The following is a 15025-nucleotide window of genomic DNA, read 5'->3' on the forward strand; positions in this document are numbered from 1 at the left end:
GGGCGATGCGCCCGGAGAAGTGCGCCTGTGCACCGCGCCCGACCCCGCCCGGACGCCCACCCGTCGAGCCAGTTCCGGCCCGCCTCATGCGCCCCGGACTCGTAGTAGACATGGGTGAGGGCCCGCACCGCGTGCCTGGAGGCGGCCTCGGCACCCAGCGCGCGGTGGGCCAGTTCCCCCGCCTCGTGCAGCCGCCCCTGCTGCCGCGAGCGTCAGGGTGTCTCCCGAATGCTCGCGCAGATGCCGTACGGACGCCTCGTCCCCGTCGTCACCAGCAACCCGGCGGATCACCACCGCCACGAAGCCGCTCGCGTTCGTCGGACCGCTCGCAGGCGGCACGCTGGGCGTCGGCGTGGGCGCGGGGCGCGTCGACCGACGGCGGCGCACTCATGGCACAGCAAGGCGAGGCCGACGTGGCCGCGCGCGAGGCCGGGGTCGAGGGCGACCGCGCAGGCGAAGCCGTCATCGGCGCCGGAGCACACGTTGCGGACCCGGTCGAGACCGCTGCGGTAGGCAGCGGCATCGGGGGAGGCAGCCCATGGCCATGGAGGGATCGGCGACGGATCACCCGCGGCTCCGACCGATTTTCCCACCGCTGCGCACAGCGATCTCCCGGCTCCTCATCCGAATCTCAGGCAGCACCCCCGCAATTCAAAGGAGCCGCCAAGACAACCAGCTAAGGATGCCTGACACAGGTGGACAAGTCAGGAAGGCGTGTCGTGGGCGTCCAGCACATATCGAACGGGTCCGGACGGCAGTCGGGGAAGTGGTCCCGGCGCGGGATCCTCGCCGCTCTCGGCGCGGTGCCCGCGGGGGCCGCGCTGGCCGGATGCAGTTCCTCCGCGGACGCCTCGGCCGGCTCCGACGGCAAGGGTGCCACGGCCTCCGTGAAGTCCGCGACCAAGAAGGCGACGATCACGGTCACGCCCGTCTCGGGCACCAGGAAAGCCGAGTTCACCACTCCGGTCGAGGTCACGGTGACCGACGGCACGCTGGCCTCCGTGACGGTCGCGGGCAACGACGGGACGACGCTGTCGGGCACCTTCAACGACGCGAAGACGAAGTGGACCTCGGCGAAGAACCCGTACTCCGGGACGAAGTACACGGTGACGGCGAAGGCGCAGGGCGCGACCGACGAGACGGTGGCCACCTTCACCACGAAGTCCCCCGGCGAGACGTTCATCGGCTACTTCACGCCCGAGGCGGACTCCACATCCGGCGTCGGCATGCCGGTGTCGATCAACTTCACGCACGCGGTCGCGGACCGGGCGGCGGTGCAGAAGGCGATCACCGTGACCGCCGAGCCGGAGGTCGAGATCGTCGGGCACTGGTTCAGCGACACCCGGCTCGACTTCCGCCCGGAGACGTACTGGGCGAAGGGCACCACGATCACGCTGAGCCTGAAGCTGAAGGACGTGGAGGGCTCGGACGGCGTCTACGGCGTCCAGTCGAAGGACGTCACCTTCCACATCGGCCGCGAGCAGATCTCCACCGTCGACCTGTCGACCAAGCAGATGGTCGTGGAGCGGGACGGCGCCACCCTGGCCACCTACCCCGTCTCCGGCGGCAACGCGCAGCACACCACCTGGTCCGGGATCATGGTGATCAGCGAGCGGTTCAAGCAGACCCGGATGGAGTCCTCCACGGTCGGCCTCGGCGACGAGTACGACATCTCCGACGTCCCGCACGCCCAGCGGCTGACCACCTCCGGCACCTTCGTGCACGGCAACTACTGGGCGTCCACCTCGGTCTTCGGGCACGAGAACACCAGCCACGGCTGTGTCGGCCTGCACGACGCCAAGGGGGCGAGCGACTCCTCGGTGGACGGCTACAAGTTCTACGAGAGCTCGATCCTCGGAGACGTGGTGATCGTCAGGAACTCCGGCGAGAAGACCGTGGAGGCCTCCAACGGCCTGAACGGCTGGAACCTGTCCTGGGCGGACTGGAAGGCCGGCAGCGCGGTCTAGCGAGTGGTCGGCTTCACAGAGTGAACTCCCGTGAGAATCAAGGAGATTCTTTGTTTTAACTCTTGACGGTCGCAGCCACGGAGAGCACATTGGGCCCACTTTGAGAGCGCTCTCAGCCAGTCCCCCGTCACGCCTGGCGCTCTCGGAGGCACACCCGCGCACCCCCTCCGTACCCGAGAGGCACCCCCATGAGCGAAACCTCCGGTATACCTCCTGCGGACCACAGACGGCGGCGCTCGTTCCGGCGCGCGCTCCTCGCCGGGCTCGCCACCATGGGCCTGGCGGTCGCGGCCGCCACGACCGCCACCCTGCCCGCCAACGCCTCGGCTCCCTCCGTCCCGTCCGGCTGGAGCCAGGTCTTCCTCGACGACTTCAACGGCACCGCCGGCACCGGCGTCAACACCTCCGACTGGCAGTACGACACCGGGACCTCGTATCCCGGAGGCGCCGCCAACTGGGGCACCGGCGAGGTCGAGACGATGACCTCGTCCACCGCCAACGTCGCCCTGGACGGCAGCGGCAACCTGAAGATCACGCCGGTCCGGGACGCGTCCGGCAACTGGACGTCGGGCCGGATCGAGACCACGCGCACCGACTTCCAGCCCCCGGCCGGCGGCAAGCTGCGCGTCGAGGCCCGCATCCAGATGCCGAACGTCACGGGCAACGCGGCCCTCGGCTACTGGCCGGCCTTCTGGATGCTGGGCGCCCCCTACCGGGGCAACTACCAGAACTGGCCGAGCGTCGGCGAGCTGGACATCATGGAGAACGTCAACGGCATCAACAAGACGTGGGCGACCATGCACTGCGGCACGGCCTCGGGCGGCCCGTGCAACGAGACGACGGGCCTCGGCAATTCGACCGCCTGTCCCAACACCACCTGCCAGTCCGGCTTCCACACCTACACGATGGAGTGGGACCGCTCGGTGAGCCCCGAAGCGATCCGCTTCTACGTCGACGGCGTCAACTACCAGACCGTGACGGCGAACCAGGTGGACGCCACCACCTGGGCCAACGCCACGAACCACGGCTTCTTCGTCATCCTGAACGTGGCGATGGGCGGCGGCTTCCCGGCCGCGTTCGGCGGCGGCCCGACCTCCGCCACCGAGTCCGGCCACCCGATGGTCGTGGACTACGTCCAGGTGCTGTCGCAAAGTGGGAGCGGTACCACCACCCCGCCGACCGGCAACCGTGACGCCTACAGCGCCATCCAGGCCGAGTCCTACGACAGCCAGGCCGGCGTCAGCACGGAGACCACCACGGACACCGGCGGCGGCTCCGACATCGGCTACGTCGCCAACGGCGACTGGGCGCTCTACAAGGGCGTCAACTTCGGCTCCACGGCGGCCGCCCAGTTCTACGCGAGGGTGGCGAGCGGTGCCGCCTCCGGGGTGAGCGGCCTGGTCCAGGTCCGGCTCGACAGCCCCTCCAACTCCCCCATCGGCAGCTTCTCGGTCGCCAACACCGGCGGCTGGCAGACCTGGACGACGGTCCCGGCCAACATCAGCTCGGTGACGGGCACCCACGACGTCTACCTGACCTTCAGCAGCGGCCAGTCGGCGGACTTCGTGAACGTGAACTGGTTCGACTTCGGTCACTGACACGGGAGTCGGGCACGCGGCGCCGGAGGGGCCCCCTCCGGCGCCGTCGCCGTGTCAGCGCAGCTCCGCCCGGAACGCCACCGGGGTCTGCCCGGTGTGCAGCTGGAAGAACTTGGAGAAGTTCGCCGCGTCCGGGAAGCCGACCGCCGCGCCGACCCGGCCGATCGGCAGGTCCGTGTGGGCGAGGAGGCGTTTGGCCTCCAGGACGACCCGCTTGTCGATGAAGCCCTTGGGGGTCTCGCCGGTCGCGGCGCGGACCGCGCGGACCAGGGTGCGGCGGGAGTAACCGAGGGCGTCCGCGTAGGCGCTGACGCTGTGGTTGGTGGCGAAGTCCTTCTCGACCGCGTCCCTGAACAGGGTGAAGGTCGTATCGGCCTGGCGGCGGGCAGCCTCCGCCGAGCTCGCCGCGAGGTGGGCGAGGCGGAGGAGAAACGCCGTCAGGGAGTGCCGCAGCACCGAGGTGTGCAGGCTCAGGGGGAGGGTTTCGGTGTCCTCGTACTCGCGTTGCAGGTGGGCGAGTGACGCCTGGAGCGCGGCGAGCCGCGGGGCGTCGGGACGGAGCAGGGGCGGCAGGTCGTAGCGGTAGAGGCCGGTCGCCTCGACGGTGGCCCGCGGCAGGAAGCCGGGCTGCATGGTCAGGACGGTTCCGCGGTACTCGCAGGTCCGCGAGAAGCGGTGCACCTGTCCCGGGCGGATCCAGAGCAGGTCGCCGGCCCGGGCCTCGTACTCGGCGAAGTCGATCATGTGCCGGACCGGGCCCTCGGTGAAGAGCATGACCACGTGGAAGTCGATGCGGTGGACGCGCTCCAGCGGGGCGTCGGCGTGCCACCGGCGTTCGGTCCCCATCGGGCCGACCTGGATGCCGACGCCGCCGACGCTCAGATCCACCGGGAAGGGGAAGGTTCTGATCCCGTCACCGTCGCCCGCCCCATTGGGCGTTCTGTCCGCCATGTCCTTCTCGTGCCGTCCCTGTCGAAGATCCGTGTCCCACTTTCACCACAGGCTGACACACCCCGACCTTCCCTCCCAAAAGTCAGACTTTTACTTTTGAACGCGTCAGGCCAGCCAGAACGCTTCGAACGAGGACTTCTTGAAGATGAGCACGCAGACATCAGTGGGCGTCGACGACGGCTTCGAGTGGACCGACCTCGACCGGCGTGCCGTGGACACGGCGCGCCTCCTCGCGGCCGACGCGGTCCAGCAGGTCGGCAACGGGCACCCCGGCACCGCGATGAGTCTGGCCCCGGCCGCGTACACGATCTTTCAGAAGGTGATGCGCCACGACCCGGCCGACCCCGAGTGGACCGGCCGGGACCGTTTCGTCCTCTCCCCCGGGCACACCTCGCTCACCCTCTACACCCAGCTGTTCCTCGCCGGGTACGAGCTGGAGCTGGACGACCTCAAGGCCTTCCGCACCCACGGGTCCAAGACGCCCGGCCACCCCGAGTACGGCCACACGGCCGGTGTCGAGACCACCACCGGGCCGCTCGGGCAGGGCGTCGCCAACGCCGTCGGCATGGCCATGGCCGCCCGCTACGAGCGCGGCCTCTTCGACCCGGAGGCGCCCGAGGGCACCTCGCCCTTCGACCACACCATCTGGGCGATCGTCTCCGACGGCGACCTGGAGGAGGGCGTCTCCGCCGAGGCCTCCTCGCTGGCCGGCCACCAGAAGCTCGGCAACCTGGTCTTCGTCTACGACGACAACCACATCTCCATCGAGGGCGACACCGCGACCGCCTTCTCGGAAGACGTCCTCAAGCGGTACGAGGCCTACGGCTGGCACACCCAGCGCATCGAGCCGACCGCCGAGGGCGACGTCGACGTCCGCGCCCTGTACGCGGCGCTCAAGGCGGCCCGGGCCGAGACCGGGCGGCCGTCCATCATCGCCATGCGGACGATCATCGCCTGGCCCGCCCCGAACGCGCGGAACACCGAGGCCTCCCACGGCTCCGCGCTCGGCGCCGACGAGGTCGCCGCCACCAAGCGCGTCCTCGGCTTCGCCCCGGAGCGGAGCTTCCAGGTCGACGCCGACGTCCTGGCCCACACCCACCGCGCCCTGGACCGGGGTGCCGAGGCCCACGCGGCCTGGGACAAGCGCATCGCCGAGTGGCGGACGCAGCACGCGGAGCACGCCCGGCTCTTCGACCGGGTCGTGGCCGGTCAGCTCCCCGAGGGGTGGGAGTCCGAGATCCCCGTCTTCGAGGAGGGCAAGGCGGTCGCCACCCGCGCCGCCTCCGGCAAGGTCCTCCAGGCGCTCGGCCCGGTGCTGCCCGAGCTGTGGGGCGGCTCCGCCGACCTCGCGGGCTCCAACAACACCACCATCGACAAGACGTCCTCCTTCCTGCCGAAGGGTAACCCGCTGCCCGAGGCGAACCCGTACGGCCGTACCGTCCACTTCGGCATCCGCGAGTTCTCGATGGCCGCCGAGATGAACGGCATCGCCCTGCACGGCAACACCCGGATCTACGGCGGCACCTTCCTGGTGTTCTCCGACTACATGCGCAACGCCGTCCGTATGTCGGCTCTGATGCAGCTGCCCGTGACGTACGTCTGGACCCACGACTCGATCGGCCTGGGCGAGGACGGCCCGACCCACCAGCCGGTCGAGCACCTGGCCGCGCTGCGGGCCATCCCGGGCCTGAACGTCGTCCGCCCGGCCGACGCCAACGAGACCGCGACGGCCTGGGCCGAGATCCTGAAGAGGCACGCCACGCACCCCGCCCCGCACGGGCTCGCGCTGACCCGCCAGGGCGTACCGACGTACGCGCCGAACCCGGACGCGGCCAAGGGCGGCTACGTGCTGCGCGAGTCGTCGACCGAGACCCCGGAGGTGGTCCTGATCGCCACCGGTTCCGAGGTGCACCTCGCCGTCGGGGCGCGCGACCTCCTGGAGGCCGAGGGGATCGGCACCCGGGTGGTGTCGATGCCGTCCGTGGAGTGGTTCGAGGAGCAGTCCCGCGAGTACCGCGAGAGCGTCCTGCCGCCGGCCGTGAAGGCGCGGGTCGCCGTCGAGGCCGGGATCGGCCTGACCTGGTACCGCTTCGTCGGCGACGCCGGACGGATCGTCTCCCTGGAGCACTTCGGCGCCTCCGCCGACGCCGGGACCCTGTTCGCCGAGTTCGGCTTCACCGCCGAGAACGTGGCGGCCGCGGCCCACGAGTCCCTCGCCGCCGCCCGCACCGTCTGATCCACCAGCCAGAAACAGTTCAGTAAGGGAAGATGATCACTGTGACCGAAGCAACCGCCACCGCGGGAGCACTGAAGCGCCTCTCCGACGAGGGCGTCTCGATCTGGCTGGACGACCTGTCGCGCAAGCGGATCAGCACCGGCAACCTCGCCGAGCTCGTCGCCGACCGCAACGTCGTGGGCGTGACCACGAACCCGTCGATCTTCCAGGCCGCCATCGGCTCCGGCGAGGGGTACGAGGAGCAGCTGTCCGACCTCGCGGTGCGCGGGGTCACGGTCGAGGAGGCCGTGCGGATGATGACGACGCAGGACGTGCGGGCCGCCGCCGACATCCTGCATTCCGTATACGACGCGTCGCACGGCACGGACGGCCGGGTGTCCATCGAGGTCGACCCCCGCCTCGCCCACGACACCGCCGCCACCGTCGCCGAGGCCAAGCAGCTCTTCTGGCTGGTCGACCGCCCCAACGTGATGATCAAGATCCCGGCCACCAGGGCCGGTCTCCCGGCGATCACCGCGGTCGTCGCGGAGGGCATCAGCGTCAACGTCACGCTGATCTTCTCGCTGGAGCGCTACCGCGAGGTCATGGCCGCCTACCTGGCCGGCCTGGAGCAGGCCGCCGCCAAGGGCCTGGACCTCTCCACGATCCACTCCGTGGCCTCGTTCTTCGTCTCCCGCGTCGACAGCGAGATCGACAAGCGGCTGACGGTGATCGGGACGGACGAGGCGCTCGCGCTGAAGGGCAGGGCGGCGCTGGCCAACGCGCGGCTCGCCTACGAGACGTACGAGGAGGTCTTCGCCGGCGACCGCTGGGCCGCGCTGGCCGCCGCGAAGGCCAACAGGCAGCGCCCCCTGTGGGCCTCCACCGGCGTCAAGGACCCGGCGTACAAGGACACCCTCTACGTCGACGAGCTGGTGGCCCCCGGCACCGTCAACACCATGCCGGAGGCGACGCTGAACGCGACCGCCGACCACGGTGACATCCACGGCGACACGGTGACCGGGGGCTACGCCCAGGCCCGCGCCGACCTGGAGGCGGTGGAGCGGCTCGGCATCTCCTACGACGAGGTCGTGGGCAAGCTGGAGGACGAGGGCGTCGCCAAGTTCGAGGTGGCCTGGCAGGAGCTGCTGGACGCCGTCACGAAGTCCCTGGACAGCAAGGGAGTTGAGGCGTAATGAGCGAGACCGCCAAGGAGGTGCGGGTGCCGGTGGTGCCCGCCGCCGACTGGGACAACCCGTTGCGCGACGCGCGCGACCGGCGGCTGCCGAGGGTCGCCGGCCCGTCGGGCCTGGTCATCTTCGGGGTGACCGGTGACCTGTCCCGCAAGAAGCTGATGCCGGCGATCTACGACCTGGCCAACCGCGGTCTGCTGCCGCCGGGCTTCTCGCTCGTCGGCTTCGCCCGCCGGGACTGGGAGGACCAGGACTTCGCCCAGGTCGTCCACGACGCGGTGCGCGAGCACGCCCGGACCCCGTTCCAGGAGGAGGTCTGGCAGCAGCTCGCCGAGGGCATGCGGTTCATCCCCGGCGACTTCGACGACGACACCGCGTTCAAGCAGCTCAAGGCAGCCGTCGACGAACTGGACAGCTCCCGGGGCACCGGCGGCAACTTCGCCTTCTACCTCTCCGTGCCGCCGAAGTTCTTCCCGAAGGTCGTGCAGCAGCTGAAGAAGGTCGGCCTGGCGACCCCGCCGGAAGGGGCCTGGCGGCGGGCGGTCATCGAGAAGCCGTTCGGCCACGACCTGGCGTCGGCGCAGGACCTGAACGCGGTCGTCCACGACGTGTTCGATCCGGACCAGGTGTTCCGCATCGACCACTACCTGGGCAAGGAGACCGTACAGAACATCCTGGCGCTGCGCTTCGCCAACCAGATGTACGAGCCGATCTGGAACCGGTCGTACGTCGACCACGTGCAGATCACCATGGCCGAGGACATCGGCATCGGCGGCCGCGCGGGTTACTACGACGGCATCGGCTCGGCCCGTGACGTCATCCAGAACCACCTGCTCCAGCTGATGGCCCTCACCGCGATGGAGGAGCCGATCGCGTTCGACGCGGACGCGCTGCTCACCGAGAAGCTGAAGGTCCTCAAGTCGGTGCGGTTGCCGGAGGACCTGGGCCGGCACACCGTGCGCGGGCAGTACGCCGAGGGCTGGCAGGGCGGCGAGAAGGTGATCGGCTACCTCCAGGAGGACGGGATCGATCCCAAGTCGAAGACCGACACCTTCGCGGCCGTCAAGCTCGGCATCGACAACCGCCGCTGGGCGGGCGTCCCCTTCTACCTGCGCACCGGCAAGCGGCTCGGCCGCCGCGTCACCGAGATCGCGGTGGTCTTCAAGCGGGCCCCGCACTCCCCCTTCGACTCCACGGCCACCGAGGAACTCGGCGCGAACGCGATCGTCATCCGCGTCCAGCCCGACGAGGGCATGACCGTCCGGTTCGGCTCCAAGGTGCCGGGCACCTCGATGGAGATCCGGGACGTGACGATGGACTTCGCGTACGGCGAGTCGTTCACGGAGTCCAGCCCGGAGGCGTACGAGCGGCTCATCCTGGACGTGCTGCTCGGCGACGCCAATTTGTTCCCTCGTCACCAGGAAGTGGAAGAGTCCTGGAAGATCCTCGACCCGATCGAGACGTACTGGGCAAAGCATGGTAAGCCCGCACAGTACGAGTCGGGCAGCTGGGGACCGAAGGAAGCCGACGAGATGCTCGCACGAGACGGACGGAGCTGGCGCAGGCCATGAAGATCGACCTGACCGACACCACGGCAAGCAAGATCAACAAGGCGCTGGTGCAGGGCCGCCGCGCCATCGGCACGCCCGCCGTGGGCATGGTCCTGACGATGGTGATCGTCACGGACGAGGAGAACGCCTACGACTCGATCAAGGCGGCCGAGGAGGCCTCGCACGAGCACCCCTCGCGCACCCTGGTCGTCATCAAGCGGCACGCCCGCACCCTGCGCGACCGCACCGCCTCCCGCCTCGACGCGGAGGTCCGGGTCGGCTCCGAGGCCGGCACCGGTGAGACGGTCGTGCTGCGCACCTACGGCGACGTCTCCGACCACGCCGACTCGGTGGTGCTGCCGCTGCTGCTGCCGGACGCCCCGGTGGTGGTGTGGTGGCCGGTGGAGGCCCCCGACACCCCCTCCAAGGACCCGCTCGGCGCTCTCGCCCAGCGCAGGATCACCGACCTGTACGCGGTCGAGCGGCCGATGCAGGTCCTGGAGACCCGCGCCCGGAACTACGCGCCCGGCGACACCGACCTCGCCTGGACCCGGCTCACGCTGTGGCGGTCCATGCTGGCCGCCGCCCTCGACCAGGCCCGGGTCGACGTGACCTCGGCGGCCGTCGAGGCCGAGGCGGACAACCCCAGCGCCGAACTCCTCGCCCGCTGGCTGGAGGCGCGCCTCAAGGTCAAGGTGGACCGCGTGGTCTCCCCCGGCCCGGTCGTCACGAAGGTACGGCTCGGCACCGCCGCCGGCGAGATCGTCATCGACCGCCCCGAGGGCCCCCTGGCCAGCCTGACCCTGCCGGGCCAGCCGCCGCGCACCCTCGCCCTGAAGGTCCGCCCCACCTCCGAACTCATCGCCGAGGAACTGCGCCGCCTCGACGCCGACGAGATGTACGCCGTCGCTCTTCGGGGCGAGGGCACCAAGGAGACCGCTTCCCATGCCTGACACCCCCGAGCTCACCCGGCGGCCCGAGTGGGCCGCCCTGGAGGACCACCGGGCCGAGGGACAGCCCGTCCTGCGTGAGCTGTTCGAGGCCGACCCGGCGCGTGCCGAGCGGTACGTCGTACGGGTCGGCGACCTGTACATCGACTACAGCAAGCACCTGATCACGGACGAGACCCTCGCCCTGCTCCAGGAACTGGCCACCGCCACCGACGTGTTCGGGCTGCGGGACGCCATGTTCCGCGGCGAGAAGATCAACATCACCGAGCGGCGCGCGGTCCTGCACACCGCGCTGCGCGCCCCGCGCGACGCGGTGATCGAGGTCGACGGGGTGAACGTCGTCCCGGCCGTGCACGCCGTGCTGGACAAGATGGGCGGCTTCGCCGAGCGGGTCCGCTCCGGCGAGTGGACCGGCCACACCGGCAAGCGCATCCGGAACGTCGTCAACATCGGCATCGGCGGCTCGGACCTGGGTCCTGCGATGGCCTACGAGGCCCTGCGGGCCTTCACCGCACGGGAGTTGACGTTCCGTTTCGTGTCCAACGTGGACGGCGCCGACCTGCACGAGGCCACCCGCGGCCTGGACCCGGCGGAGACGCTGTTCATCGTCGCGTCGAAGACGTTCACCACGATCGAGACGATCACCAACGCCACCTCCGCCCGCACCTGGCTGCTCGACGGGCTGGGCGGCGACGAGAAGGCCGTCGCCAAGCACTTCGTGGCCCTGTCGACGAACGCCGGCAAGGTGACGGAGTTCGGCATCGACCCGGACAACATGTTCGAGTTCTGGGACTGGGTCGGCGGCCGCTACTCCTACGACTCGGCGATCGGTCTCTCGCTGATGATCGCCATCGGCCCGGACCGCTTCCGGGAGATGCTGGACGGCTTCCACCTGGTCGACGAGCACTTCCGCACCGCCCCCGCCGAGGCCAACGCGCCTCTGCTGCTCGGCCTGCTGGGCGTCTGGTACGGCAACTTCCACGACGCCCAGTCGCACGCGGTGCTGCCGTACAGCCACTACCTCTCCAAGTTCACCGCGTACCTCCAGCAGCTGGACATGGAGTCCAACGGCAAGTCGGTGGACCGGGACGGCCGGCCGGTGCAGTGGCAGACCGGCCCGGTGGTGTGGGGCACGCCCGGCACCAACGGCCAGCACGCGTACTACCAGTTGATCCACCAGGGCACCAAGCTGATCCCGGCGGACTTCATCGGCTTCGCCGAGCCGGTCGCCGAGCTGAGCGGTGAGCTCAAGGCGCAGCACGACCTGCTGATGGCGAACTTCTTCGCCCAGACCCAGGCGCTGGCCTTCGGCAAGACGGCGGCGGAGGTCCGCGCGGAGGGCGTGGCCGAGGAGCAGGTGGCGCACCGCACCTTCAAGGGCAACCACCCCACCACCACGATCCTGGCCCGCGAGCTGACCCCGTCGGTCCTCGGCCAGCTCGTCGCGCTCTACGAGCACAAGGTCTTCGTGCAGGGCGCGATCTGGAACATCGACTCCTTCGACCAGTGGGGCGTGGAGCTGGGCAAGGTGCTCGCCAAGCGCATCGAGCCCGCCCTGACGGAAGGCGCCGACGTGCCCGGCCTCGACCCGTCCACCACCGCCCTCGTCTCGACGTACCGAACGCTTAGGAAGTGAAGGACATGACAGCCATGCAGTTGGGTCTGATCGGCCTCGGCAAGATGGGCGGCAACATGCGCGAGCGGATCCGCCGCGCAGGGCACACCGTCATCGGCTACGACCGCAACCCCGACGTCTCCGACGTCAAGTCCCTCGAGGAACTGGTCGAGAAGCTCGACGCGCCGCGCGTGGTGTGGGTGATGGTCCCGGCCGGCCACGCCACCCAGTCCGTCGTCGACGAGCTCAAGGACCTGCTGTCCGAGGGCGACACGGTGGTCGACGGCGGCAACTCCCGCTGGACGGACGACGAGAAGCACGCCGCCGAGCTCGGCATCAAGGGCATCGGCTTCGTCGACGCCGGTGTCTCCGGCGGCGTGTGGGGCCTGCAGAACGGCTACGCCCTGATGGTCGGCGGCGACAAGCAGCACGTCGAGCGGCTCCAGCCGATCTTCGAGGCGCTCAAGCCGGAGGGCCCGTACGGTTACGTCCACGCCGGCAGGGTCGGCGCCGGGCACTTCTCCAAGATGGTCCACAACGGCATCGAGTACGCCATGATGCAGGCCTACGCCGAGGGCTGGGAGCTCCTTGAGAAGGTCAAGTCGGTGGACAACGTCCGCGAGGTCTTCCGCTCCTGGCAGGAGGGCACCGTCATCCGCTCCTGGCTGCTCGACCTCGCGGTCAACGCCCTGGACGACGACGAGCACCTGGACAAGCTGAAGGGCTTCGCACAGGACTCCGGCGAGGGCCGCTGGACCGTCGAGGCGGCCATCGACAACGCGGTGCCGCTGCCGGCGATCACGGCCTCCCTCTTCGCCCGGTTCGCGTCCCGCCAGGACGACTCCCCGCAGATGAAGATGATCGCGGCGCTGCGCAACCAGTTCGGCGGCCACGCCGTCGAGTCGAAGGAGTAGTGCACGGTGGGGGACCTTCTCCTGGTCCGCCACGGTGAGACCGAGTGGAGCCTGTCGGGACAGCACACCAGCTGGACCGACCTGCCCCTCACCCAGCACGGCGAGGAACAGGCCAAGTCCCTCGCCCCGCTCCTCACCGGCCGGACCTACGCACTGGCGCTGTCCAGCCCGCTGGACCGCGCGATACGCACCGCCGAACTCGCCGGCCTGACCGGGGTCGTGCCCGACCCCGACCTGCACGAATGGGACTACGGCGGCTACGAGGGTGTCACCACGGTGGACATCCACCGCACCCGCCCCGACTGGTACCTGTGGACCGACGGCGTCCCGCCCGGCCCCCAGGGCCACCCCGGCGAGTCGCCGGAGCAGATCGGTGCGCGGGCCGACCGGGTGCTCAGGAAGGTCGAGACGGCGCTCAACACCGGCACGGGTGACGTGATCCTGGTGGCCCACGCCCACTTCCTGCGGGTGCTGACGGCCCGCCGCCTGGGGCTGCCGCCCGCCGAGGGCAGGCTGTTCCAGCTGGCTACCGGAACCGTCAGCCGGCTGTCCAGCGAGCACGGGTGGCCCGTGATCGCGGAGTGGAACAAGCAGCCGTAACGCATCGTGGACGGCCCGCCAGTGGCAACTGGCGGGCCGTTTCCACGTGTTGGCCCCGGGCAGTCACCGGCAGCTCTCCCGGAGCCACACTGGGGATGTTTCTACGGCCCCTTTCCTAACCCCTTGTCGAAAGTCCTGTGAAGCCCATAGCCTGACGCGGCGCCGGTGCCGTCGTAGGCCCCGGCCCGGCCGTGACGGGATGGGAGGGGCAGCCGCGTGAAGCGCACATCGCGTGACATCCGCACCGCGAACCGCTACGAGGTGCTGCGCCAGATCATCGCCCGGTCCCCCACCTCCCGGCAGGAGCTGGCGGCCGCCGCCGAGCTGAGCGTGGCCACGGTCGCCACCCTCGTCGGCGAGCTGCTCGACCTCCGGATGATCACCGAGGTCGGCTTCGAGGACTCGGCGGGCGGCCGCCCCCGGGGGCTCGTGGCGGTCAACTCCTCGGGCGGCGCCCTGATCGGCGTCGACATGGCGGAGACGTACGTCCGGGTGGAGTTGTTCGACCTGGGGCTGAACGTGCTGGCCCGCGCGGTGGAGGACATGCGCCCGGGTGAGAGCCGGCCCCAGCAGGCCGTCGCCCACGTCGCCACGGCCGTCGGCTCGGTGGTCGCCCAGGCCGGCGTCGAGGGCGCGCGGGTGCTGGGGGTCGGGGTGAGCGTGCCGGGGCAGGTGGACCGGGCCACCGGCATCGCCGAGTACGCGCCCAACTGGGACTGGCACGACGTGCCGTTGCTGGACCTGCTCTCCGAGCACATCGCCTATCCGTTGTACCTGGACAACCCGCTGCGGGCGAGTGCCGTGGCCGAGCTGTGGTTCGGGGCGGCGCGAGGGCGCGAGGACGCCGTGGTGGTGAACCTCGGCACCGGGGTCGGCGCCGGGCTGGTGCTGGGCGGCGGCCTGTACCGCGGAGTGAGCAACAGCGCCGGCGAGTGGGGCCATACGACGCTCGTGCTGGACGGGCGGCTTTGCCACTGCGGCAACCACGGCTGCGTCGAGACGTACGTCGGCGCCCCCGGGATCATGCTGAACCTGCGGGAGCTCAGCCCGCGCAGCACGCTGCTGCACCCGGAGGACCAGACGGCGACCATCGACGCCCTGGCCCACGGGGTCGCCGCGGGCGACCCGGCGGCCGTCAAGGTGGTCCGCGACACGGCCCGTTACCTGGGGGCGGGCATCGCGGACCTGGTCAATCTGTACAACCCCGAAGTGGTCGTGCTGAGCAGCTGGGTCGCCAGGAAGCTGGGCGCACCGCTGCTCGACGAAGTGCGCGAGGCCGTCCGGCGGCACGCGCTGAGGCGGCCGTTCGCCGCCACCGAGATCGTCCTCTCCCCCGTCCCCACCGACCCGGTCTGCCTGGGCGCCGCCACCTTCGCACTGGAGGGCGCCCTGCAGGCCGTGGGACAGAGGGCACCGAAACGCACCACCCCCGCAAGGAGCCGTACCGCACGACCTTCATGACGACGGAAGGG

The 15025-nt window shown here is 70.3% G+C and carries 11 protein-coding genes; 10 read left to right on the forward strand and 1 reads right to left on the reverse strand.

Annotation, left to right across the window (positions count from 1 at the left end; genetic code table 11):
* The first annotated feature begins 719 nt into the window (after positions 1-719).
* Positions 720-1967 carry an Ig-like domain-containing protein gene (locus ACFY6U_RS12455; protein ID WP_390037653.1) on the forward strand — a complete coding sequence of 416 codons (1248 nt, stop codon included), beginning with the start codon at positions 720-722 and terminating at the stop codon, positions 1965-1967.
* Positions 1968-2155: 188 nt separating this feature from the next.
* Positions 2156-3565: a glycoside hydrolase family 16 protein gene (locus tag ACFY6U_RS12460; RefSeq protein WP_390037307.1), complete on the forward strand. Its 1410-nt coding sequence runs from the start codon at positions 2156-2158 to the stop codon at positions 3563-3565.
* 54 nt (positions 3566-3619) lie between these two features.
* Here the strand turns inward: ACFY6U_RS12460 and ACFY6U_RS12465 are convergent, their stop codons facing one another.
* A complete protein-coding gene (locus ACFY6U_RS12465) occupies positions 3620-4516 on the reverse strand; it encodes a helix-turn-helix domain-containing protein (RefSeq protein WP_390037309.1) in 897 nt (298 codons plus the stop codon).
* 145 nt (positions 4517-4661) lie between these two features.
* Here ACFY6U_RS12465 and tkt point away from each other — a divergent pair, with 145 nt between their 5' ends.
* From tkt to ACFY6U_RS12505, 8 genes are all read left to right on the forward strand, one after another.
* Positions 4662-6752 carry a transketolase gene (gene tkt / locus ACFY6U_RS12470; RefSeq protein WP_390037311.1) on the forward strand — a complete coding sequence of 697 codons (2091 nt, stop codon included), beginning with the start codon at positions 4662-4664 and terminating at the stop codon, positions 6750-6752.
* Between the two features lie 32 nt (positions 6753-6784).
* Positions 6785-7927, forward strand: coding sequence for a transaldolase (gene tal / locus ACFY6U_RS12475; protein WP_390037313.1), 1143 nt, complete (start codon positions 6785-6787; stop codon positions 7925-7927).
* Positions 7927-9495, forward strand: a complete 1569-nt coding sequence (gene zwf, locus ACFY6U_RS12480) for a glucose-6-phosphate dehydrogenase (RefSeq protein WP_390037315.1) — start codon at positions 7927-7929, stop codon at positions 9493-9495. Before tal ends, zwf begins: the two co-directional genes overlap by 1 nt.
* Positions 9492-10427 (forward strand): glucose-6-phosphate dehydrogenase assembly protein OpcA, encoded by a 936-nt coding sequence (gene opcA / locus ACFY6U_RS12485; protein WP_390037317.1) that lies wholly within the window; start codon positions 9492-9494, stop codon positions 10425-10427. The genes zwf and opcA overlap by 4 nt, the downstream gene beginning before the upstream one ends.
* On the forward strand, positions 10420-12060 hold the full coding sequence (pgi, locus tag ACFY6U_RS12490) for a glucose-6-phosphate isomerase (RefSeq protein ID WP_390037319.1): 1641 nt from the start codon (positions 10420-10422) through the stop codon (positions 12058-12060). The genes opcA and pgi overlap by 8 nt, the downstream gene beginning before the upstream one ends.
* 5 nt (positions 12061-12065) lie before the next feature.
* Complete coding sequence (gene gnd / locus ACFY6U_RS12495; RefSeq protein ID WP_390037655.1) at positions 12066-12953, forward strand: phosphogluconate dehydrogenase (NAD(+)-dependent, decarboxylating); 888 nt, start codon at positions 12066-12068, stop codon at positions 12951-12953.
* 6 nt (positions 12954-12959) lie between these two features.
* A complete protein-coding gene (locus tag ACFY6U_RS12500) occupies positions 12960-13553 on the forward strand; it encodes a histidine phosphatase family protein (protein ID WP_390037321.1) in 594 nt (197 codons plus the stop codon).
* A 216-nt stretch (positions 13554-13769) separates the two neighbouring features.
* The gene (locus ACFY6U_RS12505; RefSeq protein WP_390037322.1) at positions 13770-15014 is read left to right on the forward strand and encodes an ROK family protein; all 1245 of its coding nucleotides are present in this window, start codon (positions 13770-13772) and stop codon (positions 15012-15014) included.
* Positions 15015-15025 lie beyond the last annotated feature (11 nt).

It is taken from the genome of Streptomyces sp. NPDC013157, from assembly GCF_042899865.1.
Taxonomy (GTDB): Bacteria; Actinomycetota; Actinomycetes; order Streptomycetales; family Streptomycetaceae; genus Streptomyces.

Bases quoted from the DNA above. Each gene is read 5' to 3' on its own strand.
- ACFY6U_RS12460 (WP_390037307.1), top strand. From the start codon at position 2,156: ATGAGCGAAACCTCCGGTATACCTCCTGCGGACCACAGACGGCGGCGC.
- ACFY6U_RS12465 (WP_390037309.1), bottom strand. From the start codon at position 4,516: ATGGCGGACAGAACGCCCAATGGGGCGGGCGACGGTGACGGGATCAGA.
- tkt (WP_390037311.1), top strand. From the start codon at position 4,662: ATGAGCACGCAGACATCAGTGGGCGTCGACGACGGCTTCGAGTGGACC.
- tal (WP_390037313.1), top strand. From the start codon at position 6,785: ATGATCACTGTGACCGAAGCAACCGCCACCGCGGGAGCACTGAAGCGC.
- zwf (WP_390037315.1), top strand. From the start codon at position 7,927: ATGAGCGAGACCGCCAAGGAGGTGCGGGTGCCGGTGGTGCCCGCCGCC.
- opcA (WP_390037317.1), top strand. From the start codon at position 9,492: ATGAAGATCGACCTGACCGACACCACGGCAAGCAAGATCAACAAGGCG.
- pgi (WP_390037319.1), top strand. From the start codon at position 10,420: ATGCCTGACACCCCCGAGCTCACCCGGCGGCCCGAGTGGGCCGCCCTG.
- gnd (WP_390037655.1), top strand. From the start codon at position 12,066: ATGACAGCCATGCAGTTGGGTCTGATCGGCCTCGGCAAGATGGGCGGC.